Below are 25,017 nucleotides of genomic sequence, written 5' to 3' on the forward strand. Positions count from 1 at the left end.
CGGCACCACCGAGAACAGCAACGTCGTCGTGGTGCGCTATGTCGCCGACACGGCGGAGGAAGCGGCTCTCGTCGTCAACACGCTGATGAACCGCTACATCTCGCAGGAAGTGAACGCCAAGCGCGACACCACCCTGCAGGCCAATGAATGGCTGACCGAGCGGCTGACGGCGCTGCGCGAGGACATGGAGGCGGCCGACCGCAAGATCCAGGAATACCGCGAGCGCACCGGCCTGCTGGAAACCTCGCAGGGCACCATCAGCACCCTGCAGCTGGGCGAGCAGCAGACCCGCGTCGCCGTGGCCCGCCAGGAACTGGCCCGCGCCCAGGCCGCGCTGGACAGCGCACTGCGCTCCGGCAGCGGCGGCAGCGCCGCCATGGAAGCGCTGACCTCGCCCACCGTGCAGGCGCTGCGCACCCGCGAGGCCGAGATCAGCGCCCGCTCCGCCAGCCTGGCGCAGCAGCTGGGCCGCAACCATCCCGACCGCCTGGCCGCCGAGGCCGAGCTGCGCGGCGTGCAGCGGCAGATCGGCGCCGAGATCAGCAAGGTCGTGGCTTCCCTCCGGCGCGAGGTGGACGCGGCGCGCGATCGCCTGGCCGAGGCGCAAAGCTCGCTGACCAGCACCACCCGGACGGCGCGCACCGGTGCCCAGGCCGAGGTAGGCCTGCTGGCCCTGACCCGCGAGGCCGATGCCAAGCGGCAGATCTACCAGACCTTCCTGACCCGCGCCGAGCAGACCCGGATGGCCTCCGCCCAGTTTCCGCTGGCGCGCGTCATCTCTCCGGCCGTGGCGCCGTACCGCCCGAGCGGCCCGCCCGGCTCGGTTGTCGCCGCCTTCTGCGCCTTTGTCGGCCTGTTCCTGGTGGGTGGCATCCTGGTGCTGCGCCGCCTGACCCATGGCGCCTTCAACTCGGTGCAGGATCTGGTGACCATGACCGGCATCCAGAATGTCGGCAGCCTGCCGGCGCTGGGCCGCGGCCGCCGCAACAAGATGCCGGCGCTGGTGCTCGACCAGGGCCAGTCCGGCATCGCCGAAACCCTGCGCGCGCTGCGGTTGAACATGCAGACCGTGGCGGGCGGTGGCCCGGCCAACACCGTGCTGGTCACGTCCTCGGCGATCGGCGACGGCAAGAGCACCGTGGCCTCCTCGCTGGCTCGCCTGTCCGCCGCCGACGGGCTGCGCGTGCTGCTGATCGAAACCGATATGCGCCGCCCCCAGCTTTCCGCCATCTTCGGCGCCCCCTGGCCGGGCCGCTCGATCGAGGCGGTGTTGAACGGCGAAACCCGCTTCGAGGATGCCATCCAGGTGGATGAGCGCTCTGGCCTGCACCTGCTGCTGTCCGACCGCTCCTCCTCCAACCCGCAGGCGCTGATCGAATCCCGGCAATTCGCCGAGTTGATCAACCGGGCCCGCCGCGAATACCGGCTGGTGATCCTGGACAGCCCGCCGGTGATGCGCGTGGCCGATGCCGTGGTGCTGTCGCAGCACAGCGATGCCGTGCTGTTCGCCGTGGGCTGGGAGCGGACCCCGCGCACCGTGGTGCTGGAGGCGATGCGCCGCCTGCCGCGCTCCATGCGCGCCCGCATGGCAACGGTGATGACCCGGGTGCGCCCGGGCCGGCTGGATCCGCTGGGCTATTACGAGGGCTATGCCAAGAGCACCACGCCCGACCTCAAGCGCCTGCCGGCGCCGGGAGCCTGAGGGCAGGCCCTTCAAGGGCTTGCCGGTTCAAGCGGAAGGGGCGCGGCGAAAGGCCGCGCCCCTTCTTTTTTGCCTCCGCCAGACCCTTCATGCGTTCACGGTCGCCGCTGGATGAGGAAGCGGCAGGCCCATGCATGGCATCCCCGCCGGCTTTCCACGCGCCCCACCAACGGGTCGGACCAATTCCAACCCAAAGCACCAACAGGCCTGCCGCCACTTCATTCCCGCATCGGGGCACAAAAAAAGCCGGGGACATGGTCCCCGGCCTGGATCAGCGCGTGATGCGCGCGGCGATCAGAAGCGGCGCTCGAACACTGTCACCACATCGCCCGGCATCAGCAGGGCGTCGCGCCCGGCCCGGTATTCCTCCGCCACGCCATTGGCGTTCACGCGGGTGATCGACACGGTGTCGGTGATGGCGCGGTAGTTGAAGCCGCCGGCCACCGCCACGGCGGACAGCACCGTCATGCCCGGCTGATACGGGGTCTGGCCGCCGCGCTCCACCATGCCCAGCACGAAGATGGGGCGGTATTCCTGCACCTCGACCGCCACGGAGGGGTCGTTGAACAGGTTGCGGCTGCGCAGGCTGCGCTCGATGGCACGCTCCGCCTCGGTGGTGGTGCGGCCGGTGACGGGAATGGCGCCAACCAGCGGCAGCGCCACATTGCCGGCATCGCTGATGCGGAAATCACCGGAAAGACGGGGATCGTTGAACACCGTCACGCGGAGCTGGTCGCCAGCGCCCAGCTTGTAGGCGCTGGCCGTGGTTTCCGGCAGCGGCTGCAGATTGGCGGCGGGATTGCCGCAGGCCGCGACCAGCAGGGCAGCCCCCAGGGCCATCCTGCGCAGGGTAGCCGGGCCAAAGGAGATCAAGGAAGCAGGACGGAACATGGGAACTCCCGGATGCAGCTCTTTGAGACAAAGCAAGATATTGTATCCGCGGCAGCGCTGCCCGTGAACGCTGCCGGTTCAAACCATGGCCACTATTCGCCAAATCGTTACAGGGCGATCCGCAGCCGCACCTGCACCTGGTTGATTCCGTATTCACGGAAGCCATTGGGCGCGCTCAGCCGCTCCGTGTGCTGGTAGTTGGCCACCAGGGACAGGTTGCGGTTAATCAGATAGCGGGCGCCGATCAGGCCAATGCCGTCGGTGACCTCGCCTTGTTGTGGGTATTCACGGTGCTCAGCCCGCAACTCGCCGGTCAGGATCACATTGCGCAGCAGCTCGTGATCCACCGTCAGCCGGCCAGCAGTGCGTGTGTAGCTGACGCTGTTCTCGCGGATCGATTCCTCGATGGTCCGCGAGGCGGCAAGGGTGACAGTGGTGAGCTGCGTCGGCAGATAGGTGATCTGGCCTTCGAAAGCGAGGCCTTCCAACGGCTTGCGGCCCGGCTCCTCATAGTCGCGGCTGCGGTAGCCGATCAGGAGGCGGGCCTGCCACAACCCAGTCAGATCGTAGTTGAAGCCGCCCTGGACCTCCCAGGTGAAGGAGTCACGGTTCTGCTGGCCGGCTTCCTGATAGGTGATGTCCTGCAGCCGCACCAGGGCCAGCAGGCTGCGGCCTGGTACCAGGCTGTATCCGGCCTCCACTTCAGCCAGAAGCGAATCATAGTCGTTCTGGCTGTTGTTGGTGCGCTGGCCGTTGATCGTCTCCTCCTCATAGCGGAGGGTCGTGTAGCTCACGGTGGGACTCACCGAGAGGCGGTTGAATGCTGCGGTGCCGCCAATCTGGAAGATGTCGCTGTCATAGGGGATGGGGCGGTTAACCCCTTCGCTCTGCAGCTCGAAATTGTTGACTGCGAGGTGGCTGTGCACACGGCGGTAGCTGGCATTCACCGAGGAAGCGCGGCCGATGTCGTAGCGCCCCCTGAGGCCGATAGCGTAATCGAGCCAGTTCAGGTCGTTGTAGCGCAGATGCTGGCGGGTTTCCTGGGAAGCCGTCAGTCCCAGGGCATGGCGGCTCCAGGTGCTGGCGGCGGAAACGTTCACACCTTGGGTGAAGTACCCATCGCTTTGATCTTCCGGAGAATTGGGCTGGAGGTTGTCATCATAGCCCATGCCCGCTTCCAGGGCCGCATCATAGCGGAACCCGCCGAGGCGGATGCCCGCCGGATCGTAATCCGGGCGCTGCCGCGTCTGCACGGTGACGTTCCGGGCCGTGGCAGTGGAATTGATCGATTGCGGCGTCTGCGATGGTCCCCGGCCGGCCAAGGGGGCTTCGGTCTGGATCGATTGCAGCACTTCCTGGGAGAAGCCCACCACAGGAGCCAGCAGGGCCATCGCCGGCAGGGCCATCAGGGACCAGGGGCGGATCGCCTTCGCCGCACGCAGTGTTCTGTTCTTCAGCCGCATTTCAGCGATCCTGCCCAATTCCATGCTATGGCTCCGCGCCAATCCGCGTAATGCGCTGGATTGTCCCATGAATGAACCATCGATCAAGCCTTCGCCTTCCCACCATGCCCTTCGGATGCAACATGCGCCGCGTTGTGGCTTTTGGGTTGCAGTGATCGGCAAGAGGTGGGGGGTTAACTCCGGGCCGCGCTGATCAGCCGGACGGAAACCGGCGGACGCGAGGGATGCAGCATCACGCCGTCATCGGTCAGTTCGACCTTGGCCTCGGGATAGGCCGCGACGGCGGGGGCCAGGGACTTACGGAAGTCGCGGCGGAAGGTGTGCAGCTCCGAATAGCCGGCACCGAACTGATCGCGCAGCGCCGCCCAGCGCACCGTGGTCGGGCCGCGCAGGGTGTGCAGCCGGTAGGCCAGCCAGATGTACAGGTCGAGGCTGGCGCTGCGGTTGCCCAGTTCCCGCAGGGCGGCTTCCTGCAGTGGCACGGGGTGCTGACGCATGGCATCGAAGAAGACCTCGTCCAGCACCACCCGCTCGTCCCAAAGCTCACCCTGGCGGCTGTCATTGCCCCGCTCGGCGAAGCGCAACCCGGAGCGGACGAAGCGGCCAGCCGCCCAGCCTTCCATGTCCTCATCTTCCCAGAAGAATTTCAGCGAGCAGGCGGCGATGCGAACCGCCTGCTCGCGCAGCGCCTTGCCCGTCTCGCCACCCCAAGAAAGGCCCATGCGCCCGAGCCAGTCGCGCATCGAGCGCCCCAGCTCCACCTCTCGGCTGTTGGTGCGCGCGGCCTGGGTTTGCAGGTAAAGCAGGATCATGCGGGCACGGGCGCCATAGGGCACGCCATGCAGGCGCGGCGCCCGACCCGCCGCCTTGAGCCGGCCTGGCTCGACCAGCAGGGTCACGCGATGGCCACGTTTTTCCCAGGCAGCTTCATCGGGCAGGCGCTTATGCGGCAGCGAGGTCAGGCAGAAGCCGGTATAGGTGATGCCGATGCGGCTGGCGTCATCCGCCAGCACCTCCGCGGCGATGTCCACCAGGGCTTTGCGCTCAGGCGGCACCATGGCGCGAGCCTGATCGCGTCCATGCAGCAACACCAGCTTCCGGACGCCATGCGCCGCATCTTCCTGCATGGCTCGCTCCATCAAGACTTTCGATGGACTAGGTGCCGTTTCCGCCCAGGCTGCGTCAATGGGGGGATAACTCCGGACTCTAGTAGAGAACTAGTAGAGTCTATTAGTTGAAGTACGGAGTTAACCCCCCAGTATAACCGCCTTTTTCGGAGTTAACCCCCCAGTTTCCGGAGTTAACCCCCCAGGATAAGCCGGCGGCCTTGTGGATAACGGTTCCTCGGAAGCGCCATCCGGAGTTAACCCCCCGGGACAATGTGGGGGAATCGGATGGGTCCGCTTCAGGCCCTTTTCCATGACAAAAAGGCCGGGCCATCCTTGCGGACAGCCCGGCCCAGCTGCGGCAAAAGCCCGCAGGATCCGGAAAAAAGAAGCGGAGTCCCTTCCGGCGAGCCCGCCCGCCCTCAGGCGGGAAACACCTCGTCCTGCTCCGCCCGCAGCCGGTCGATCAGGCGGCCGGCCGGGATCTCCACATCGTCATAGGTCAGCACCGTGTCCTTGGACACGGCGCGCTTCAGGCGGCAGCCCTCGGCCAAGCCCATGGGAAGCAGGCGCTGCCCGCGGGAAATGGCGTAGGTCTCGCACTGGCCATAGCTCTTGTAGCCGCCCAGAGCGTCGATCACATCGCCCTTGGCCAAGTCCACCTTGGCAGTGGCCACCACATCGACCATCGGCCCACCCAGCGGCTGGATCACCGCATCCTGGCACAGCACGAGGCGGGCGACCGAGATCGGCACCTCGAAATGGCAGAGATGGTAAGGGGTGTAGAAGCTGTAGAGCGGCCCGGTGCCGAGCTTGTACAGGTTCAGGTAGTGCTGCTGCTTCGGATCGTCATGCGCCGCCAGCACGAACACGCCAGGGCCCGGCTTGGAGCCCACCACGTAATCAACAATGCCGCCAAGCTTGCGCAGCTCCTCGACATCATAGGCCGAGGTCAACTCGTCGATATGGCCGCGATGGTCGCGCCCGATCATGCCGCGCTTGTTCACCGTCATGCCGGTGGCATTGGCGACGATGGCCTGCTCGAAGCTGATCTTGGTGCCGTCGGCGAAGCTGGTCACCATGTAGGGGTCCTGGCCCCACTGCTTGGCGAAGCCTTCCTGCGTCGTCGGGTTGCGGTACGGGTCCTGCAGGCCCTTGATGTTGCCGCAAACCAGGGGCGTCAGGCCGATCGATTTGACGAAGCGGAACAGGTTCATCTCGACGCCCGGCTGGTCGCCGTCGCAGCCGGTGAAGATGACGCCCGCCTCGTCGGCCTTGCGCTTCAGCAGCGGCCCCACCGTCGCGTCCAGCTCGGCATTCATCGAGACCATCGGCTTGCCGTTCTCAAAGGCGGCAAGGGTGACGGTTGCGCCGTATTCAATGGCGCCCGTGGCATCGATCAGGCAGTCCAGCCCCTCGACCCGGCACAGCAGCATCGGGTCAGAGGTGATTGCCGCGCGGCCGGCGCGGATGCACTCGGCCAGGGCGGCCTCGGTTTCCACCACGGCGATGTCGGTGACGCCGGCCTGCTCATAGGCGTTGCGCGCCTTGTCGAGGCTGCGGTTGCAGATCACCGACAGCACCATGCCCGGCACGGAGTTGGCGATCTGGTTGGTGATGCCGCGGGCCATAAAGCCGGCGCCGAACATGCCGACGCGGACCGGCTTGCCCTCGGCCTCGCGCTGGCGCAGCAGCGTGTCGTAGATCATCGCGTTTCTCTTTTCAGCGGATGCCGCGCAGCTGCTCGACGGCATGGAACTCGGGATCGAAGAGCGGCCAGTTCTGGTCCTTCTCCGAAATCACTTCCGGCGCGATCGGCCACTCGATGCTCAGATGCGGGTCATTGTAGCGCAGGCCACGCTCGCCGCCCGGCATGTAGGCGTCACTGACCATGTAGAAGGCTTCGGTGTTCTCGCGCAGGGTGATGAAGCCATGCGCGAAGCCCCGCGGCACGTAGAGCATCTTGCGGTTGTCTTCAGTCAGCTCGACGCCAAACCACTTGCCGTAGCTAGGGGAGTCCGGGCGCATGTCGGCGATCACGTCATACAGCGCGCCGCGCAGGCAGCGCACCAGCTTCACCTCCGCCGCCGGCGGCAGCTGATAGTGCATGCCGCGCAGCGTGCCCTTGGTCACGCTGAGCGAGTTGTTGACCTGCGCGTACTGACTGACCAGCCCGGCCTCGCGGAACTCGTTCTCGCAATAGGCCCGGGCGAAGAAGCCGCGCTCATCGCCGCGCGGCTCCATCTCGATGACAAAGGCGTCCTGCAGGGGGGTCGCGTTGAACTTCACGCGGCCTCTCCACGGATCTGCGGCAGCTCGCGCACCGCTTCCAGATTGCTGTCCACGGCACCGGAGGAGATCAGCTTCTCCAGCGTGACCAGCCGGATGGCGAAGGATTTGCGGTAGTTCGGATCGCTGAAGCCCTGCTCGGTCAGCCGGTCGCGCAGCTCGGCGATGGCACCGTCCAGCGTTTCCTGCGGCTGGTGCTGTGGCGCCAGCTTGGCGAAAAGCGAGAAATCCACCTTGTAGGAGCGCTTGTCCGGCGGCGCCGAGGTGGCGATGGACACCTTGGCTTCCGGCATGGCGCGGCCAACCGCCTCCGCCAGGTCGCGCACCTGGTAGTTCCAGCGCTCGCTGCCGACATTGACGGTGAGGAAGTGGCCGCCATTCTCAGGACGGCGGGTGATCGCCCATTCAATGGCGCGCGCCATGTCGCGGACATGGATCAGCGGCCGCCAGGGCGTGCCATCGGACAACACGCTGACTTCCTTGTTGGCCAGCGCGCCGGCCACGAAATCGTTCAGCACCAGGTCGAGGCGCAGCCGCGGCGACATGCCACAGGCAGTCGCGAAGCGCAGGCAGGAGATCACCATGCCGCTGTTGTCGAGCGCACGGAGCGAATTCTCCGTGTCGATCTTGGAGCGGGCATAGGCGGTCAGCGGGTTGAGCTGGTCGCTCTCGACGCGCGCATTGCCGTCACCGGCGATGCCGTAGACGGAGCAGGAGGAGGCGAAAACGAAGCGCTTCACGCCGGCCTCGGCCGCAGCCTTGGCGACGGCCACGCTGGCCTGGTGGTTGATGGCGTCTGTCACCGCCTCGAAGCGCTGGCCCATCGGGTCGTTCGAGATGGCGGCCAGGTGCACCACGGCATCGAAGCCGCGCAGATCCTCGACGCCCAGGTCGCGCACATCGCCGAAGCGCTGCTCGTCCAGCACGGTTTCCGGCAGTTGATCCTGCGTGGTCAGGCAATGGCCGAACCAGCCGCGGTCATGGCCGACCAGCGTCGCCGCGGGAAAAATCTTCCGGAAATGGGCGGCAACCACCGGGCCGACATAGCCCATGTTGCCGGTGATCAGGATGCGCATCGCTCTCAACCCTTCCACACGCGCCACGGCGCCTTGCCCGAGGCCCACAGGCCTTCCAGGTGGCTGCGGTCACGGATCGTATCCATGGGGTGCCAGAAACCGTGGTGCTGATACACGCTCATCTGGTTGTCGGCCACCAGCTGCTCGATCGGCTGGTCTTCCCAAACAGTGCCGTCGCCTTCGATGTACTCGCCGACGCGGGGGCTGAGGACGAAGTAGCCGCCATTGATCCAGCCGCCATCGCCATGCACCTTCTCCTTGAAGGCGCGCACCTGGTTGCCCTCGATCTGCAGGGCGCCGAAGCGGCCGGCGGGCTGCGTCGCGGTCATGGTGGCCAGCCGCCCTTCCTTCTTGTGCAGGGCGATGGTCGCGCTGATGTCAACATTGCCGACACCGTCGCCATAGGTCAGGCAAAAGGCTTCCTCATTGCGCAGATAAGGCAGCACGCGCTTGATGCGGCCGCCGGTCATGCTGTCCTCGCCGGTTTCGACCAGCGTCACGCGCCAGGGTTCGGCCCGGGCATTATGGACCTCCATGGTGTTCTGCTGGAGGTCGAAAGTGACGTCCGACATGTACATAAAGTAATTCTTGAAGTAATCCTTGATCACGCTGCCGCGATAGCCAAGACACACAATGAAGTCATTGATGCCATGCGCGGAATAGATCTTCATGATATGCCAAAGAATAGGCTTCCCACCGATTTCAACCATCGGTTTCGGGCGAATGCTGGTTTCTTCTGCGAGCCGGGTGCCCAGGCCACCAGCCAGAATTACTGCCTTCATGTTGAGACCTCGTTGCTCACAGTGAGAAAGCGATAAGGCGGGCATATCTTTCCCGCGACGGTTTCTCAGTTTGATGAGATATTATCGTTTTGTATAGGCATGCGGCCGATCACTGCTGAGTTACCGCTGAGGGCTTTTACTTTCACAACCCCGAGAAGAGAAGTTCAGTTCGATTGCGATCATAAGAAGGGTGTGGCTGTTGTGCCATGGCTGGGGGATTTTTGCAGCAAACAGGGCAAAAAGAAGCAAAATCTCGAAAACTTGTTTCCTGTCCTGAGGATCTCGCCATTAGTTTTTATTGATCGCGCCGCCATTCGCGGATGATGACGCTATCCTTAGTTTCGCGCCCCCAATCTGTGCTGGGATGAACACATGACGGAAGAGCCGCTAGTTACCATCGGAATGCCGGTCCGGAATGGCGGGCAGCAGATCAAGGTCGCCATCGACTCTCTGCTGGCACAGACGCACCGCAACATCCGGCTGGTTATTTCGGATAACTGCTCCACTGACGATACGGCGGCGATCTGCCGGGACTACGCGCGGCGTGATAGCCGTGTTGTGCTGCATGAGCAGCCGGAGAACCTTGGCATCTGCGGGAATTTTCGCTTTGTCCTGATGCAGGCCAAATCCGACTATTTCATGTGGGCGTGCCATGACGACATCTGGTCGCCCGAATTCGTCCAGCGCAATCTGGAGAACCTGAAGTCCCATCCGACGGCGGTGTGCAGCACTTCCCGCGTCGCCATGGTCACGGTGGAGGGCGATAGCCACCTGTCGAACGGCACCTTCGCGCTGGAAGGCGACCATGTGCAGCGGCTGCGGCGCTTCCTGTGGGATCCGGGCGAGGTGTCACGCTTCTATGGCGTGTTCCGCACCGAACCATTGAAGCGGAGCTTCCCGGCTGACATCGACGTGTTTGGCTATGACTGGATCGTCATGGCGCTGAACCTGCTGGAAGGCGAGCATCTCGAACTGTCGGAAGTGCTGCTGACGCGTGAGGATCACAGTGAGGACCATTACCAGCGCACCCTGCTGCGCCGGGAGCCGCGTCGGCTGTATCGCTGGATGCCCCATTGGCCGATGACGCGCATCCTCAGGGAGCGGCTCCCGCCCGAGGTTTGGCGGGCGAGCCGTGCCGGTGTCCTGCGCCGGAACCTGATCCAGTCCCTGATGTATGCGAAGTACCGCGTTCCCCTGATGGCCCCGTTGATCCGTGGTCTAGCTGCCCTGGAACGGGCCCGGACCCGCACGCGCGGCATCAGCGCCGCCTGAGGCCACGCGAAGAAAACAGCCAACCAGAAGCGGTGATTAAGGCCACGCCATTGCGGCGTGGCTTTTTTTCGTGGCGCGCTTCCTACATGTCAGACAGGCAAGATTCCTCAACCTTGACACGGGAGATAATCCAATCAGATTATCAACTAAAGGTTGAATAGAAACTTTTGGTAGTTTTGATGTTTTACATTTCTACCATTGCATTTCATCACGATAGCGTGCGATCAATGTCTTTCATGAACTTAGCGTGATGAGTGTTGGTGTCGTTATGAGGGGCCGCCACCATGAGCGCCGCATCGATCGGGCCTAAAGCCCATACTCCGCTGCCTCAGAATGAGGCGATGCAAGATACCTTGCCATCAGGTATGGCCCGGCATGGATGGCTTTCGGCGCGGGAGGACCTGATCACCCGGTGGGGAAACAGCCTTCAGAATTCACGCCCCTCACCGGCAAAGGGTATCCTGATCGGCCTCGCGCTCTCGGCGCTGATCTGGGCCGCCATCATCGGCTTCCTTCTGGCTCTGTAGAAACAAGACGAAATCTCGATAGCCAGCTTTTGTTGGCGGCAAGGGAAGGCTGCCGCGCTGCGGTGCGGTATGGTGTGGCGGGCCTTAAAACAGGATTTCCGCATCGGCCATGATTGCTTCAACTGATACCTGCGCCCCTTTGATCGCGCTCGCCGTCCCTGTCCTTAATGAGGAAGCCTATATCGCCGCCTGCCTGGCCTCCCTGCTGGAGCAGAACGACAGGTTCCGGCTGGAGATCCTGGTGCTGGATGGCGGCAGCACCGATCGCACTGCCGAGATCGTGCGTGGCCTGCAGGCGCGGCACCCGGAAATCCGGCTGGTGGCAAACCCCGCGCGCCTGCAATCGGCCGCCATCAACCTGGCGGCGCGCATCGCTTCTCCGGAAGCCGGAATCCTGATCCGCGCCGATGCCCATGCCTGGTATCCGCCTGGCTTCGTCACCCGCATCGTGACGGCATTGCGGGAGCAGAACGCGACCTCGGTGGTGGTGCCGATGCTGACGGAAGGGCGGGAAGGCCTGCAGCGCGGCATCGCCGCGGCGCAGAACAGCCGCCTGGGCAATGGCGGATCGGCGCACCGGACCGGACGGCGCTCGGAATGGATCGATCACGGCCACCATGCCGCCTTTGATCGCGCCTTCTTCCTGTCGATCGGCGGCTACGACGAGAGCTTCACCCACAATGAGGATGCGGAGCTGGATCACCGCGCCAAGCTGGCCGGTGGCCGTATCTGGCTTTGCGCCGATGCTCCCTGCACCTATTACCCGCGCAAGGACCTTGCCTCCCTGGCGCGGCAATACATGAAGCATGGCGCTGGCCGCGCACGCACCTTGCTGAAGCACCGGATGCGGCCGAAGCCCCGGCAGATGGCGCCTGTGATCGCTTTGTTGGGCTGCCTCGGCGGGTTGGCCCTGGCGCCGTTCTGGCCCATCGCCCTGCTGGTTCCCGGGCTTTACGGGGCGCTTTGCCTGGGCTGGGGCGGGCTTCTGGCCATCCGGAAGCGTGATCCCTGGCTGGCCGGCGCTGGCCCGGCGGCCATCACCATGCACATGGCCTGGGGTGCCGGTTTCCTGCGCAGCCTGCTGAAGCATCGTGGCGCGCAGCCAGCCGCGCTTTCCGCATCGGCGGGATGAAAGGCCGGGCCGGAACAGCGTTCCCGGCCCTCCATGAATGGCAGACATGAAAAACCCCGCCACAGGGCGGGGTGATCATGGCGCCGGAGCGTTGGCGTGGAGCCTCAATAGGCGCCACGCCCGAACAGCACGGCCGGAACCGTCTTCAGCAGGATGCGCATGTCGCCCCAGAAGGAGAACTCGCGCACATAGCGGCAATCGAGCTGGACGCGCTCGACATAGGTGGTGTCGCTGCGGCCGCTGATCTGCCACAGCCCGGTGATGCCGGGGCGCACCGCCATGTAGCTGGCGGCGGCGACGCCGTAATGCTGGTCCAGTTCTTCCTGCACCACCGGCCGCGGACCGACCAGGCTCATTTCCCCGCGCACCACGTTGAGCAGCTGCGGCAGTTCGTCGAGGCTGGTGCCGCGCAGGAACTTGCCGATGCGGGTGACGCGCGGATCGTTCTGCAGCTTGCGCGTCGTGGCCCAGATGCGCGCCGCCTCCGGATCTTCCGCCAGCAGCTTGGCCAGAACTTCAGCAGAGTTCGGCACCATGCTGCGGAACTTCAGGCAATGGAAGCTGCGGCCGTTCCGGCCGACCCGCTTATGCCCAAAAACCGCCGGACCGCCATCCATCATCACCAGCAGGCAAATGATCAGCAGTAATGGTGACAGCACCAGCAGGGCGCTGCCTGCCGCGACGATGTCGAATGACCTTTTGGCGAAATGATGTAAGCCGCGACCGCTGAAAGCCGCAGATCCATACAGCCCTTCATCCACCTTCGTGGCATTCACCATTTGGATGTCGTTGGGCCAGTTCGTATGGGTCATTGGGAGGAACTCCGTTGACAGACGGCCTCGATTTCCGTTCTCTTGCGTCTCAAAATACACACACCATTAAGATAAGGTAGAATTAATTCGGCAAATTCCTATTAAGCTTCATAAACTGTTTGTGTGTATATTAATGACACGCCTCTACCTACCCTTGTGACCAATCGCTACCAGGAGTTGGCCTGCCCTTGCAGGCAGCACTCAACCCCAGCGCTTGCCGGTGATCAGATGTGTTTCCCCCAGATAAGCGGAAGCTGCGCCAGGTGCTGTGCAGCTGGTCGGCTCCACTCGTTCATGTGCCAGCATAACGGCCAGCAAGACAAGCGGGCGTAACTTGTCGTGAAGTGACGCGATGATCGAGCCGGAAATGACTGAAAGCGTGCTTTTTCTTGCGGAATCACGCTCTGCTGAAAAGCATCAGCTGGCGATCTAACCTAATAGTTGAATTCTTGTACTCGATAATTCTTCTAGGATTGTCTTGGCTGTTCGCTCAGGCTGCCGCTTGCCGCATCAGGGATTGCTGAACAGCCGGCGCCACCTTCCGTTCCTCGCGCAGCACATAGCCGCGACCCCAAACGGTTTCGATCAATCCGCCCAGTCCAGCCTTGGCAAGCTTCTTGCGCAGGTTGCAGATGAAGACGTCGATGATCTTCATCTCGGGTTCGTCCATGCCGCCATAAAGGTGGTCCAGAAAGGCCTGCTTGGTCAGCACCAGCCCCCTGCGAAGCATCATGACTTCCAGAATGGCGTATTCCTTGGCGGTCAGCCGCAGGGGCTGGCCATTGATCTGGACCTCATGCGAGTGCAGGCACAGCGTCAGCGGGCCGGCTGACAGCACAGAGTCGCTGTAGCCCTTGGCGCGCCGAACGATGGCCTGCATGCGGGCCAGCAATTCCGCAGGGTCCAGGGGCTTGGACATCACGTCATCGGCGCCAAGCTTCAGGCTCTCGATGCGGGCTTGCGCTTGGGAAGCCTCGGACAGGATCATCACCGGAGCGGTGATGCGAGCGGCCCGCAGGCGGCGCAGCACCTCATGGCCGCTCAAGGGGCCAGGCAGCGTCAGGCTCAGCAGGATGATGTCGTAATCATAAAGGCGCCCCAGCTCGAGCGCCTCCTCGCCATTCGGCGCCTCGTCCAGCACGCCATAATCCCTCAAGGCGCCCTTCAGCGTCTGAGCCAGCTTGATATCGGCTTCCGCCAGAAGAATCCGCATGAGCTTGCCTAATCGCGGTCGTTGCAACCAAGACGTGCATATCGGATTCACAATGTAAACGCAAACTAAGAATTCAACAGTTCGTGAACTCGATAAAGATTTTGTGATTTTTCAGCCCTTTCAGCATCAGGGCTTCAATGAACCTTAAGCTTGTGCTTTGAGCCTGCAATATCGCGCAACGCGCTGGGCGATCCAGGCAAAGGGAACCGGGAGATGCTTCACCCCGCTTCCACCCGCCTCACGTTCCTCTGCCGCGCCGCGCTTCTGCATCGCCTGGTTGTATGCTGAGCATGGCGGGCTGGTGATCCATACGGACCTGTTCCGCCATGGATCATGGCAAGGCGCGGGACGCGCCGGGGCCCGGAACCCCATTCTGCCAAATGGCGGCCTGGGCCGCCTTCCATCATGCCACGCCGGCGCGCAGCAGGTCGTGGATGTTGAGCACGCCGACCGGCCGCCGCTCCTCCACCACGAACACGGCGGTAATGGCGGCGGCGTTCAACTCGGCGAGGATCTGCGGCGCCAGCATCTCAGGCCCGATGGTGCGGGGGTTGCTCGTCATCGCCTGGCGCACCGGGCGATCGGTGAAGCCGCCGCTCTCGAAGGCGCGGCGCAGGTCGCCATCCGTGATGACACCGGCCAGGCGGCCCTCCCCGTCCACCACGGCGGTGATGCCGAAGCGCTTGCCGGTCATCTCCACAATGGCCTGGGAAAGGGTGGCATTGTCCGGCACCATCGGCACGGCAAGGCCGGTATGCATCAGGTCGCGCGCGCTGCGCAGCTGGGCGCCCAGCTTGCCGCCCGGATGGAAGCGGCGGAAATCCTGCGCCGTGAAGCCGCGCAGCGACAGCAGCGCGACCGCCAGCGCATCGCCCATCGCCATCTGCATAATGGTGGAGGTGGTGGGCGCGAGGCCGTTCGGGCAGGCTTCCGGCATGGCCGGCAGGATCAGCGGCAGGTCGGCCGCCCGGCCCAGCGCGCCGCTGCTGCGCGCGGTGATGGCGATCAGCGGCACCTTGAAGCGGCGGGTATAGGCGATGATGTCGGACAGTTCCGGCGCCTCGCCCGACCAGGACAGCGCCAGCACCACATCCTGTTCCTGGATCATGCCGAGGTCGCCATGGCTGGCCTCGGCCGGATGCACGAAATAGGCGGGCTGCCCGGTGGAAGCCAGGGTGGCGGCGATCTTGCGCCCGACATGGCCGGACTTGCCCATGCCCGTGACGATCACCCGCCCCGTGGCCGCCTGCAACGTGGCGACGGCGCGCGCCAGCACCGTGCCCAGTTCGCCATCCAGCGCCGCGCGCAGGGCGGTCAGGCCTTGCGCCTCCAACTCCAGCGTATGGCGGGCCGAGGCCAGGGCGGTGGTCTGGGCGGCGGCCATGGGAGCCAGGTCGTGCATGGGCAAGTCCTTTAAAGCGGGTGCCGGCCCGGCAACGTCACCTGGCCGGGCAAGGAGGCCGCCAAACAAGAAGCGGGGGTGCCCTCAGGGGGCGGGCTGGCCGTCGCGGCGGCGCAGCAGCGAACGGGCGCGGTCCAGATCGGCCGGTGTATCGACGCCGAGCGGCACCTCCGCAACCTCCATGGCATCGACGCGCATGCCAGCCTCCAGCGCGCGCAGCTGTTCCAGCTTCTCGCGCAGTTCCAGCGCCGAAGGCGGCAGGCGGACAAAGCGTTCCAGCGCGGCGCGGCGCCAGGCATACAGGCCGATATGATGATAAAGCGGCCCCTCGCCCCAGGGGGCCTGGGCGCGGGTGAAATACAACGCGCGAAAACGGCCGCCGCCCAGCGGCGAGCCCACCATCTTCACCACGCTGGATGCTTCGCGCTCCTCCGCCCGCAGGATCGGCGCCACGGCGGTGCCGATGGCGACCTCGGGATCCTCCAGCGGCGCGGCGGCGGCGCGGATGGTGGCCGGCTGCACCGTTGGCAGGTCGCCCTGCACGTTGAGGATGGCATCGAAGCGGCCATCGGGATCGATGCGGCCGATCGCCTCGAACACCCGGTCGGAGCCGGAAGGGTGGTCGGGCGCGGTCATCACCGCCTGGCCGCCGGCGGCGCGCACGGCCTCGGCGATGGCGGGGGCGTCGGTCGCCACCCAGACGGGAGCGATGTCGGCTTCCATCGCGCGGCGCCACACGGCGACGATCATGGGCTCGCCATGGATGTCGGCCAGGGGCTTGTTCGGCAGCCGTGTCGCCGCCAGCCGCGATGGGATCAGGACAACCGGCCTCATGCCGCGGCCCCTGCCTGGGCCAGCTGGGCCTTGCTCAGCTTGTCGAGCGCCACGAGGTCGCGCAGCAGCCCCTCGAACTGCGCCAGCGGCACCATGTTGGGCCCGTCCGAGGGCGCGCGGTCGGGGTCCTGGTGCGTCTCGATGAACACCCCGGCGACCCCCACCGCGACGGCCGCGCGCGCCAGAACAGGCACGAATTCGCGCTGCCCGCCGGAGGAGGCGCCCTGTCCGCCCGGCTGCTGCACCGAATGGGTCGCATCGAACACCACCGGCGCCCCGGTGCGCGCCATGATCGGCAGGCCGCGGAAATCGGATACCAGCGTGTTGTAGCCGAAGGAGGTGCCGCGATCGGTCAGCAGCACCTTCGGATTGCCGGCGCCGGTCAGCTTGTCCACCACATTGGCCATGTCCCAGGGCGCCAGGAACTGGCCCTTCTTGACGTTCACCACCCGCCCCGTGGCGGCGGCGGCCAGCAGCAGGTCGGTCTGGCGGCACAGAAAGGCGGGGATCTGCAGGATGTCCGCCGCCTCGGCCACGGGCGCGCATTGATGCGCGTCATGCACATCGGTCAGCACCGGCAGGCCAAGCGTTTCGCGGATCTCGGCCAGGATCGGCATCGACTTTTCCAGCCCCAATCCGCGCTGGGCGCTGGCGCTGGTGCGGTTCGCCTTGTCGAAGGAGGTCTTGTAGACGAGGCCGAAACCCACCCGGAGCGCGATCTCCTTCAGCGCCGCGGCGGTTTCCAGCGCGTGCTGGCGGCTTTCCAGCTGGCAGGGGCCGGCGATCACCGCCAATGGCAGCGTGTTGCCGAAGCGGACGGCGCCAACGTCAACAATCGGGGCAGGATGGGGCATCGGATACATTCTCACTCGCATCGGGGCCGTGGCCCGGGCGGGTGTTTAGCGCATCCCGATGGGTTTTGGCGAAGGCCGGGCCGCGGCCATGGCGACAGGCGGAGGCGCCTCGCCCATTGAAAAGGGCCGGTCTCTTTCGGGGCCGGCCCTTTCACGCTTCAGCCGGATGGCTCAGCGGGAAGCCAGGCTGGTGCCGGCGTCAAGCTGCGGCAGATAGACGACATTGCCTTCGGAGCCGCCTTCAAACACCGGAATGCCGGCGGAGTGATGCGTGAAGCTGGGATCCTGATGGACGATCCGGACGTTCTGGCCCCAGTTCACCACCTTCACCGCGCCACCACCCACGATATTGCCAGTGTAGGCGGGGTCATAGGCGACCGCGAAATTCTCGCCTTCCCCTGTCACGGTCAGGGGCTGGGCCACGGCGGAACCAGCGGCGAGGCCCAGCAGGGCGGCGGCCAGAAGGGTGCGGGAAGCGGTCATGATGGTAATCCTTTCGAAGAGGTCAGCGCCCTCGGCGCCTCGGTGTGAGCGACTAGATAACTATCGATTAAATCGCACGCGATATACAATTTGGCATGGGAGCCATGCATTTTATTGTGCCCGATTTAATCGCGAACGATTTGATGTGGAATGCTACACATCTTGATGCCTGTCCTTGCCGGTGGCCGCTCCAGGGCAGCCCGGGCTTTTCGCTTTCCGCCATAGGACATTAGCCTGATGAGCACGAATGACCCGCTGAAGCTGGAAAACTTCCTTTGCTCGCCCTCCACTCCGCCCACGCCATCCAGCGTGCCAACAAGCCCATGTTGGACAGCTTGGGCTGACCTATCCGCAATACCTCGTCAGGTGGTGCTGTAGGCGGAGGATGGGCAGACGGTCAGTGCCATCGGCGACCGGCTGTTTCTGGAAAGCAGCACCCTGACGCCGCTTCTGAAGCGGCTGCAAACGGCCGGCCTGATCAAGCGCACCCGCAATGCCGAGGATGAACGGCAAGTCCGCATTCACCTGACCGAGCAGAGCGTCGCCTTGCACGACAAGACCCGCAGCCTGCCGATCTGGCTCGAGCGGACCTTCTGCGAGCAAAGCGAGGAAGCCAAGAGCTGCACGAGACCGTGGCCAAGCTGCGCAAGCAGCTGAATTCCAAACCACGCGGCGAATAGAGAAGGCGTGATCAATCTGACGGATTATTTTGTATGTCCGGCGCCGCCCTGCGGGCTCTGATAGCTGGCGCCCTGCGGGGGAAGGCAATTAATCGCCGTCCTGCGTCGCACAAAAATAATTGACTGCTGTCTAATGGTGTTTTTCTGATATAGCGACATTCCAATGTGGAATCGGTCCCCGGTTCCCGCGCGGGCGCTGCCCCAGGAGTCGCCATGTCCGCTGTCCCTGATCTGCCCCGCCGCCGCCTGCTGGGTGCGCTTGGCTGCGCCGGCCTCGCCCTGCCACTGGCCGGCTTCATGCCGCTCAGTGCCGAACGGCGCGCCTTCGAGGCGATGCTGGCCCGCGATCCGCTTTGCCGCGCCCCGGTCCTGGCCGCCGCCCCCGGCGCCCCCGGCGCCCCGCGCAAGCTGCGCCTGGCCTTCAACGCAACAGCTATCTGCACCTCGCCGGTCGAGGTCGCCCGCCGCTCCGGCATTTTCGCCAAGCATGGGCTGGAGGTGGAGCTGGTGAATTTCGGCGCCGCCACCGAGGCGCTGCTGGAAGCCATCGCCACCCGCAAGGCGGATGCCGGCGTCGGCATGGCGCTGCGCTGGCTGAAGCCGATGGAAATGGGCTTCGACGTCAAGATCACCGGCGGCACCCATGGCGGCTGCATGCGGCTGGTCGGCAATCCGGCGGCCGGCATCACCACGGACCTCAACTCGCTGCGTGGCAAGACCATCGCCGTCACCGACATGGCCGCGCCCGACAAGAACTTCTTCTCCATGCTGCTGAAGCGGCGCGGCATCGACCCGGACCGCGACGTGACATGGCGCGTTTTCCCTGCCCATGTCTTCGGCCTGGCGCTGGAGCGCGGCGAGGCGCAGGCCTATGCGCTGGGTGACCCGATCGCCTGGACCCTGCGGCGCGACAGCAACCTGCTGGAGGTGGCCACCAACCTGTCCGGCGAATGGGCCGACCGCGCCTGCTGCATCCTTGGCATCTCCGGCGGGCTGGTGAAGGAGGAGCCGAAAACCGCGCGCGCCCTGACCCAGGCGCTGATCGAGGCGCAGCAGGTTTCCGCCCACCATCCCGAGGTCGCGGTGGACGCCTTCCTCACCTATGCCCCTGCCAGCGTGAAGCGCGACGACCTGATCGCCATCATGCGAAGCCACACCCATGGCCACAGCCCCGCCGGCCTCGACATCCGGCGCGAGATCGAGCTTTACGCGGAGGAGCTGAAATCGGTCGGTGTGATGCGTGCCAGCACCGATCCGAAGCGCTTCGCCGAGCGCGTCACCGTGGATGTGCTGAGCGCATGAGCGGCGCCGTCATCAGCGGGCTGAGCGGCAGCCCCGTGGCCGATCGCCCGCGCCTTTGGCCGGTCGGCTTCCTGGCCGCTTCTGTCTGGATCGGCACCGCCGCCGTCACGGCCCTTCTTCCCGACCGGATCGAGGTCGGCCGCACGCAGGAGCTGGCGTTGATCGCCCTGGCGCTGGGCGGCGCGCTGCTGCTGGCCGGCCTCGCCACGCCATGGCTGGGAACGGCCGGGCAGAAGATCCGCAAGGCCGGGCCCTGGCTGACCGTGCTGCCCCTGGCGCTGGGCGGCTGGGAAATGGCCACCGCCAAGCTGGCCCTGCTGCCCCTGCCCTTCTTCGCCTCTCCCCAGGGGTTGCTGGAAGTCTATCTGGAGGACTGGCCGCGCCTGGGCGAAAGCGTGCTGCATTCGCTGTGGCTGCTGCTCAGCGGCTATGCCATCGGTGCCGCGGCGGGCTTCGTGGCCGGGGTCGCGCTCGGCTGGTCGCGCGCCATCGGCTACTGGGTGCATCCGGTGCTGCGGCTGATCGGCCCGCTGCCGGCGACGGCCTGGCTGCCCATCGCCTTCTTCGCCTTTCCCACCAGCGGCAGCGCCAGCACCTTTCTCGTCGCACTGGCCACCTGGTTCCCGGTGACGGTGCTGACCTGGTCCGGCGTCGCGGGCGTCAACAAGGCGTATTACGACATCGCCCGCACCCTGGGCGCCAGCCAGACCTTTCTGGTGCTGAAGGTCGCCGTGCCGGCCGCCCTGCCGCAGGTTTTCGTTGGGCTGTTCATGGGCCTCGGCGCCTCCTTCTCCGTGCTCGTGGTCGCCGAGATGCTGGGGGTGAAGGCCGGGCTCGGCTGGTACCTGCAATGGGCGCAGGGCTGGGCCGCCTATGGCAACATGTATGCCGCGCTGCTGGTGATGGCGCTGATGTGCTCCAGCCTCGTCACCCTGCTGTTCAAGGGGCGGGACCGGGTGCTCGCCTGGCAGAAGGGAACCGTGCGGTGGTGAGCGCGGCCCTTTCCCAAACCCCGCGCGACCCCGGCATGGCGGTCGCGATCCGCGACGCCAGCCAGGCCTTCGCCATCGAGGACCGCACCCTGCCGGTGCTGGACCGCGTTTCGCTCGACGTTCAGCCGGGCGAGTTCGTCGCCCTGCTCGGCCCCTCAGGCTGCGGCAAATCCACCCTGCTGCGGCTGCTGGCGGGGCTGGACCGGCCTAGCGGCGGCACGGTGCTGGGCGATGGCGTGCCGATCACCGCGCCCGACCCGTCCCGCGTCCTCGTGTTCCAGGACCCGACGCTCTATCCCTGGCGCACGGTGCGGGCGAATGTGTCGCTCGGGCTGGAGGCGCAGGGGCTGCTGCGGCGCCAGTCCCACCGGGTGCAGCAGGCCATCGACCTGGTCGGCCTGACCGGCTTCGAGAGCGCCTACCCGCACCAGCTTTCCGGCGGCATGGCGCAGCGCGTGGCGCTGGCCCGCGCCCTGGTGAACGATCCGCGCCTGCTGCTGCTGGATGAGCCGCTGGGCAAGCTGGACAGCCTGACGCGGCTGTCCATGCAGGCCGAGCTGGTGCGGCTGTGGCAGCGCTCCGGCCTCACCGCCCTGCTGGTCACGCATGATGTCGAGGAAGCGCTGCTGCTGGCGCAGCGTGTCATCGTGTTCAGCCCGCGCCCGGCCCGCATCACCGCCGAGCTTGTGGTGGACCGCCCCTATCCCCGCCATCGCGACGATCCGCACCTCGTGTCCTTGCGGCGCGAGGCGCTGGGCCTGCTCGGCCTCGAAACCTGAACCCGGAGTTGTCGCATGTCCCTTGCCCTGCACCAGGACACCGCGCCGGATCTCGATGCGCTGAGCGAGGCCTTTGCCGCCCGCGCCGCCGAGCATGACCGCACCGGCCGCTTCCCGCATGCCAATTTCGCGGCGCTGCACGCCGCCGGGCTGCTCGGCCTGACCGTGCCGCGCGCGCATGGCGGCCAGGGCGAGGGCATGGCGGCGGCTCTGAAGGCCATCGAGGCGGTGTCGCGCGGCTGCGCCTCCACCGGGCTGGTCTTCGCCATGCACCTGACGCACCAGGCCGGCGTCGCGCGGGAGACCGCCTTCCCCGAGGCGCTGCGTGCGCGGGTCGGCGCCGATGCGGTGCGGCAGGGCGCGCTGATCAACGCGCTGCGGGTGGAGCCGGAACTGGGCTCCCCTTCGCGCGGCGGCCTGCCGGAAACCATCGCATGCCGCCAGCCGGACGGCTCCTGGCGGCTTTCGGGGCGCAAGATCTATTCCACCGGCTCGCCTGGCCTCGGCTGGATGCTGGTCTGGGCGCGCGACGATGGCGCCGCGCCGCGCGTCGGCCCGGTGCTGGTGCCGGCCCGCGCCCATGGCGTGCGCATCGAGGAAAGCTGGGACCATCTCGGCCTGCGCGCCACGGCCAGCCATGACGTGGTGTTCGACGATGTGCGGCTGGAGGATGCCCAGCTCGCCGCGCTGCGGCCGCCCGCCGAGTGGCGCGTGCCGGATGCCACCGGCCTCGCCTGGAACACCGCCGGGATCGGCGCGCTCTACACCGGCGTGGCCCGCGCCGCTGCCGCCTGGATCGCGCAATTCCTGCGCGACCGCGTGCCGAGCGGCCTCGGCAAGCCTTTGGCCACCCTGCCGCGCATGCAGGAAAAGGCCGGCGCCATCGAGGAACTGCTCACCGCCAATGCCCGGCTGCTGCGCGGGCTGGCGGCGGAGGTGGATGCCGGCACCCCGCCCGGCCCGGCCGAAAGCGGCCTGCTGAAGACCACGCTGGTGGAGAATGCCGCCCGCGCCGTGGAGATCGCCGTGTCGCTCGCCGGCAACCACGCCCTGTCGCGCCGCAACCCGCTGGAGCGCCATTGGCGCGACGCGCAATGCGGCCGCGCCCATGTGCCGCATGTTGATTTCGCCCACCAATCCGCCGGGCGCGAGGCGCTGGAGGGCGGCGCGTGACCCGCTTCGCCCTGCGTGCCGGGCTGCTGCTCGGCGGCGCCCTGCTGGCGGCCCAGTGGCTGGGCCTCGCCACGCCCGCTTTCACTCCGCACACCCCTGCCCAGGAGGCCACACCATGACGACCCGCCGCATCCTGCTCGGCGCCGGCCTCGCCGCGCCCTTCCTGCTGTCCGGCACCGCCCGCGCGCAAGGCTATCCCAGCCAGCCGATCCGCCTGGTGTGCCCCTACCCGCCCGGCGCCACCAGCGATAATGTGTCGCGGGTGATGGCGCGCGCGCTGTCGGCGCGGCTCGGCCAGACGGTGGTGGTGGAGAACCGGGCCGGCGCCGGCGGCGCCGTCGGCACCCGCCATGTCGCGGAATCCAAGGCGGATGGCTACACGCTGCTCAACGCCTCGGGCGGCAACTTCCTGATCTCGCCCTATCTGAACGAGGTCGGCTATCACCCGCTGCGCGACCTCGCCCCCGTCGCCATGGCGGGCGAGGCGTATTCGCTGATCGGCGTCAGCGCCGCCCTGCCGGTGAAGACCCTGCCGGAGCTGATCGCCTATGCGAAGCAGCACAAGGGCGAGCTGAACTATGCGTCCTCCGGCATCGGCTCCACCGGCCATCTGCGCGGCGCGCTGCTGGCCGAGCAGGCCGGCTTCGAGGCGGTGCACATTCCCTTCCCCGGCAGCGCCGCGGCGGTGAACAGCCTGCTGGCCGGCGATTGCCAGATCCTGATCGACCCGGTGGTCGCCCCCAATGTCCAGGGTGGCAAGGTCCGCGCCGTGGCGGTGGTCGGCTCCGGCCGCTGGGATGACTTCCCGGACGTACCGAACATCACCGAGCTGAACATTGGCCAGGACTGGCCTTCCAGCGGCTGGTACGGCCTGTTCGCCCCCGCCGGCGTGCCGGAGCCGATCATCGAGCGGCTGAACGCCGCCTATAACGACGCCCTGGCCGAGCCGGAAACCGCCGCCGCGTTGCGCCGCCTCGGCCTGAAGCCGGAGCCCACGGCGCCCAGGCAGATCAGCCAGCGCCTGGCGCAGGACTACGCCGCCAGCGGTGCCACCCTGCAACGCCTGCGCATCACAGCCTGAACAACGAGAACGGAGGAACCCATCATGGCCCATCCCCTGCAGATCATCGGCATGATCGCGCATCGCCCGGTTTCCGAGATCCACCCGCCGAGCGGCCCGTCCTTCGACCCCGACTACATCGCCCGCTTCGCGCAGGCGCATGAGGCCTCGGGCTTCGACCGCATCCTGGTGGCATGGAGCGGCACCTCGCCGGACTCGCTGCTGGTGGCGCAGCACGCGGCGGCCTCGACGCAGCGCATCGGGCTGATGGTGGCGCACCGCCCGGGCTTCATCGCCCCCACCCTGGCGGCGCGGCAATTCGCCACCTTCGACCATCTGAGCGGCGGCCGCGCCGGCATCCACATCATCAGCGGCGGCAGCGATGCCGACCAGCAGCGCGACGGCGACTACCTGTCCCATGCCGAGCGCTATGCCCGCACCGATGAATATGTCGGGCTGCTGAAGAAGGTCTGGACCAGCCGGGAAGCCTTCGACCATGAGGGCCGCTATTACCGCTTCACCAATGCGCGCTCCGACATCCATCCGGTGCAGCAGCCGCATCTGCCGGTGTTCTTCGGCGGCTCCTCGGACGATGCCATCGCCTTCGCCGGCAAGCATGCCGACATCTATGCCTTCTGGGGCGAAACGCTGGACCAGGCGCGCGAGACCATCGGCAAGGTGCGCGCGGCGGCCGTGGCGGCCGGGCGCGACCCTGACGGCATCCGCTTCAGCCTGTCCTTCCGCCCGGTGCTGGCGCATACGGAGGAAGCCGCCTGGGACCGGGCCCGCGCCATCCTGGCCCGCGTTTACGAGGTGCGCGGCGTCACCGCCGGCGCCACCCCGGGCACCAGCGCCAAGCCGCAGAGCGTCGGCTCCCAGCGCCTGCTGGATGCGGCGAAGGGCGGCGCGGTGCGCGACAAGCGGCTCTGGACCGAGGTGGCGGCGGCGGTCGGCGCCGGCGCCAACACCACGGCGCTGGTCGGCACGCCGGAGCAGGTGGCGGAATCGCTGCTGGAATATCGCGGCCTAGGCGTGGACACCTTCCTGATCCGCGGCTTCGACCCGCTGGAGGATGCGGTGGATTTCGGTCGCGGGCTGATCCCGGCACTGCGCTCCCTGGACCGCGCGCCGAACCGCGCCGCGGCCTGAACCTTTTCCGCCGGTGCCATGATGCCAGGGGCGGCACCCCTGGC

At 66.4% G+C, this 25,017-nt stretch carries 24 protein-coding genes and 1 pseudogene; 12 read left to right on the forward strand and 13 right to left on the reverse strand.

Annotation, left to right across the window (positions count from 1 at the left end):
- The coding region (locus F0Q34_RS17240; RefSeq protein ID WP_149813495.1) for a GumC family protein at positions 1-1,702 on the forward strand (1,702 nt) is incomplete at its 5' end.
- Between the two features lie 294 nt (positions 1,703-1,996).
- On the opposite strand, the gene F0Q34_RS17245 is transcribed toward F0Q34_RS17240, so the two are convergent.
- The 7 genes from F0Q34_RS17245 to rfbF form a co-directional block, all read right to left on the reverse strand.
- Positions 1,997-2,593, reverse strand: coding sequence for a polysaccharide biosynthesis/export family protein (locus F0Q34_RS17245; protein WP_149813496.1), 597 nt, complete (start codon positions 2,591-2,593; stop codon positions 1,997-1,999).
- A gap of 107 nt (positions 2,594-2,700) precedes the next feature.
- Complete coding sequence (locus F0Q34_RS17250) at positions 2,701-4,056, reverse strand: outer membrane beta-barrel protein (RefSeq protein WP_161600929.1); 1,356 nt, start codon at positions 4,054-4,056, stop codon at positions 2,701-2,703.
- 173 nt (positions 4,057-4,229) lie between these two features.
- On the reverse strand, positions 4,230-5,183 hold the full coding sequence (locus tag F0Q34_RS17255; protein ID WP_149813498.1) for a replication protein RepA: 954 nt from the start codon (positions 5,181-5,183) through the stop codon (positions 4,230-4,232).
- 401 nt (positions 5,184-5,584) lie between these two features.
- Positions 5,585-6,871 (reverse strand): NAD(P)H-dependent oxidoreductase, encoded by a 1,287-nt coding sequence (locus F0Q34_RS17260; protein WP_149813499.1) that lies wholly within the window; start codon positions 6,869-6,871, stop codon positions 5,585-5,587.
- A gap of 13 nt (positions 6,872-6,884) precedes the next feature.
- The gene (rfbC, locus tag F0Q34_RS17265; protein ID WP_149813500.1) at positions 6,885-7,451 is read right to left on the reverse strand and encodes a dTDP-4-dehydrorhamnose 3,5-epimerase; all 567 of its coding nucleotides are present in this window, start codon (positions 7,449-7,451) and stop codon (positions 6,885-6,887) included.
- Entirely contained in the window at positions 7,448-8,527 is a 1,080-nt protein-coding gene (locus F0Q34_RS17270; RefSeq protein WP_149813501.1) for an NAD-dependent epimerase/dehydratase family protein, read from the reverse strand. The genes rfbC and F0Q34_RS17270 overlap by 4 nt, the downstream gene beginning before the upstream one ends.
- A 5-nt stretch (positions 8,528-8,532) precedes the next feature.
- Positions 8,533-9,309, reverse strand: a complete 777-nt coding sequence (rfbF, locus tag F0Q34_RS17275; protein ID WP_149813502.1) for a glucose-1-phosphate cytidylyltransferase — start codon at positions 9,307-9,309, stop codon at positions 8,533-8,535.
- A gap of 372 nt (positions 9,310-9,681) precedes the next feature.
- Here rfbF and F0Q34_RS17280 point away from each other — a divergent pair, with 372 nt between their 5' ends.
- The 3 genes from F0Q34_RS17280 to F0Q34_RS17290 all read left to right on the forward strand — a co-directional run bounded on the left by F0Q34_RS17280 (position 9,682) and on the right by F0Q34_RS17290 (position 12,240).
- Positions 9,682-10,581, forward strand: a complete 900-nt coding sequence (locus F0Q34_RS17280; protein ID WP_149813503.1) for a glycosyltransferase family 2 protein — start codon at positions 9,682-9,684, stop codon at positions 10,579-10,581.
- A gap of 284 nt (positions 10,582-10,865) precedes the next feature.
- Complete coding sequence (locus F0Q34_RS17285; RefSeq protein ID WP_149813504.1) at positions 10,866-11,108, forward strand: hypothetical protein; 243 nt, start codon at positions 10,866-10,868, stop codon at positions 11,106-11,108.
- Positions 11,109-11,217: 109 nt separating this feature from the next.
- On the forward strand, positions 11,218-12,240 hold the full coding sequence (locus F0Q34_RS17290) for a glycosyltransferase family 2 protein (protein ID WP_149813505.1): 1,023 nt from the start codon (positions 11,218-11,220) through the stop codon (positions 12,238-12,240).
- 104 nt (positions 12,241-12,344) lie between these two features.
- Here the strand turns inward: F0Q34_RS17290 and F0Q34_RS17295 are convergent, their stop codons facing one another.
- From F0Q34_RS17295 to F0Q34_RS17320, 6 genes are all read right to left on the reverse strand, one after another.
- On the reverse strand, positions 12,345-13,112 hold the full coding sequence (locus F0Q34_RS17295; protein WP_241665555.1) for a sugar transferase: 768 nt from the start codon (positions 13,110-13,112) through the stop codon (positions 12,345-12,347).
- Positions 13,113-13,542: 430 nt separating this feature from the next.
- Positions 13,543-14,265 (reverse strand): response regulator transcription factor, encoded by a 723-nt coding sequence (locus F0Q34_RS17300; RefSeq protein WP_149813506.1) that lies wholly within the window; start codon positions 14,263-14,265, stop codon positions 13,543-13,545.
- 403 nt (positions 14,266-14,668) lie between these two features.
- Positions 14,669-15,667, reverse strand: a complete 999-nt coding sequence (locus F0Q34_RS17305; RefSeq protein WP_206668076.1) for a KpsF/GutQ family sugar-phosphate isomerase — start codon at positions 15,665-15,667, stop codon at positions 14,669-14,671.
- 84 nt (positions 15,668-15,751) lie between these two features.
- On the reverse strand, positions 15,752-16,501 hold the full coding sequence (locus tag F0Q34_RS17310; RefSeq protein WP_149813507.1) for a 3-deoxy-manno-octulosonate cytidylyltransferase: 750 nt from the start codon (positions 16,499-16,501) through the stop codon (positions 15,752-15,754).
- Positions 16,498-17,355 (reverse strand): 3-deoxy-8-phosphooctulonate synthase, encoded by an 858-nt coding sequence (gene kdsA / locus F0Q34_RS17315; protein ID WP_149813508.1) that lies wholly within the window; start codon positions 17,353-17,355, stop codon positions 16,498-16,500. The genes F0Q34_RS17310 and kdsA overlap by 4 nt, the downstream gene beginning before the upstream one ends.
- A gap of 171 nt (positions 17,356-17,526) precedes the next feature.
- The gene (locus tag F0Q34_RS17320) at positions 17,527-17,838 is read right to left on the reverse strand and encodes a hypothetical protein (protein ID WP_149813509.1); all 312 of its coding nucleotides are present in this window, start codon (positions 17,836-17,838) and stop codon (positions 17,527-17,529) included.
- Between the two features lie 396 nt (positions 17,839-18,234).
- Here F0Q34_RS17320 and F0Q34_RS17325 point away from each other — a divergent pair.
- From F0Q34_RS17325 to F0Q34_RS17355, 8 genes and pseudogenes are all read left to right on the forward strand, one after another.
- Positions 18,235-18,495 (forward strand): annotated as a pseudogene (locus F0Q34_RS17325) (MarR family winged helix-turn-helix transcriptional regulator); the annotation flags it as partial.
- Positions 18,496-18,731: 236 nt separating this feature from the next.
- Positions 18,732-19,820, forward strand: coding sequence for an ABC transporter substrate-binding protein (locus tag F0Q34_RS17330; protein WP_149813510.1), 1,089 nt, complete (start codon positions 18,732-18,734; stop codon positions 19,818-19,820).
- A complete protein-coding gene (locus F0Q34_RS17335) occupies positions 19,817-20,812 on the forward strand; it encodes an ABC transporter permease (protein WP_149813511.1) in 996 nt (331 codons plus the stop codon). Before F0Q34_RS17330 ends, F0Q34_RS17335 begins: the two co-directional genes overlap by 4 nt.
- 35 nt (positions 20,813-20,847) lie before the next feature.
- Positions 20,848-21,591, forward strand: coding sequence for an ABC transporter ATP-binding protein (locus tag F0Q34_RS17340; protein ID WP_149813565.1), 744 nt, complete (start codon positions 20,848-20,850; stop codon positions 21,589-21,591).
- Positions 21,592-21,606: 15 nt separating this feature from the next.
- Positions 21,607-22,764, forward strand: coding sequence for an acyl-CoA dehydrogenase family protein (locus F0Q34_RS17345; RefSeq protein WP_149813512.1), 1,158 nt, complete (start codon positions 21,607-21,609; stop codon positions 22,762-22,764).
- Positions 22,761-22,883, forward strand: coding sequence for a hypothetical protein (locus tag F0Q34_RS22525; RefSeq protein WP_277755298.1), 123 nt, complete (start codon positions 22,761-22,763; stop codon positions 22,881-22,883). Before F0Q34_RS17345 ends, F0Q34_RS22525 begins: the two co-directional genes overlap by 4 nt.
- Complete coding sequence (locus tag F0Q34_RS17350; RefSeq protein ID WP_161600930.1) at positions 22,880-23,845, forward strand: Bug family tripartite tricarboxylate transporter substrate binding protein; 966 nt, start codon at positions 22,880-22,882, stop codon at positions 23,843-23,845. Before F0Q34_RS22525 ends, F0Q34_RS17350 begins: the two co-directional genes overlap by 4 nt.
- A gap of 24 nt (positions 23,846-23,869) precedes the next feature.
- Positions 23,870-24,973, forward strand: a complete 1,104-nt coding sequence (locus tag F0Q34_RS17355) for an LLM class flavin-dependent oxidoreductase (protein ID WP_149813514.1) — start codon at positions 23,870-23,872, stop codon at positions 24,971-24,973.
- The last annotated feature ends 44 nt before the right edge of the window (positions 24,974-25,017 follow it).

The sequence above is a fragment of the Teichococcus oryzae genome, assembly GCF_008386565.1.
GTDB lineage: Bacteria > Pseudomonadota > Alphaproteobacteria > Acetobacterales > Acetobacteraceae > Pseudoroseomonas > Pseudoroseomonas oryzae.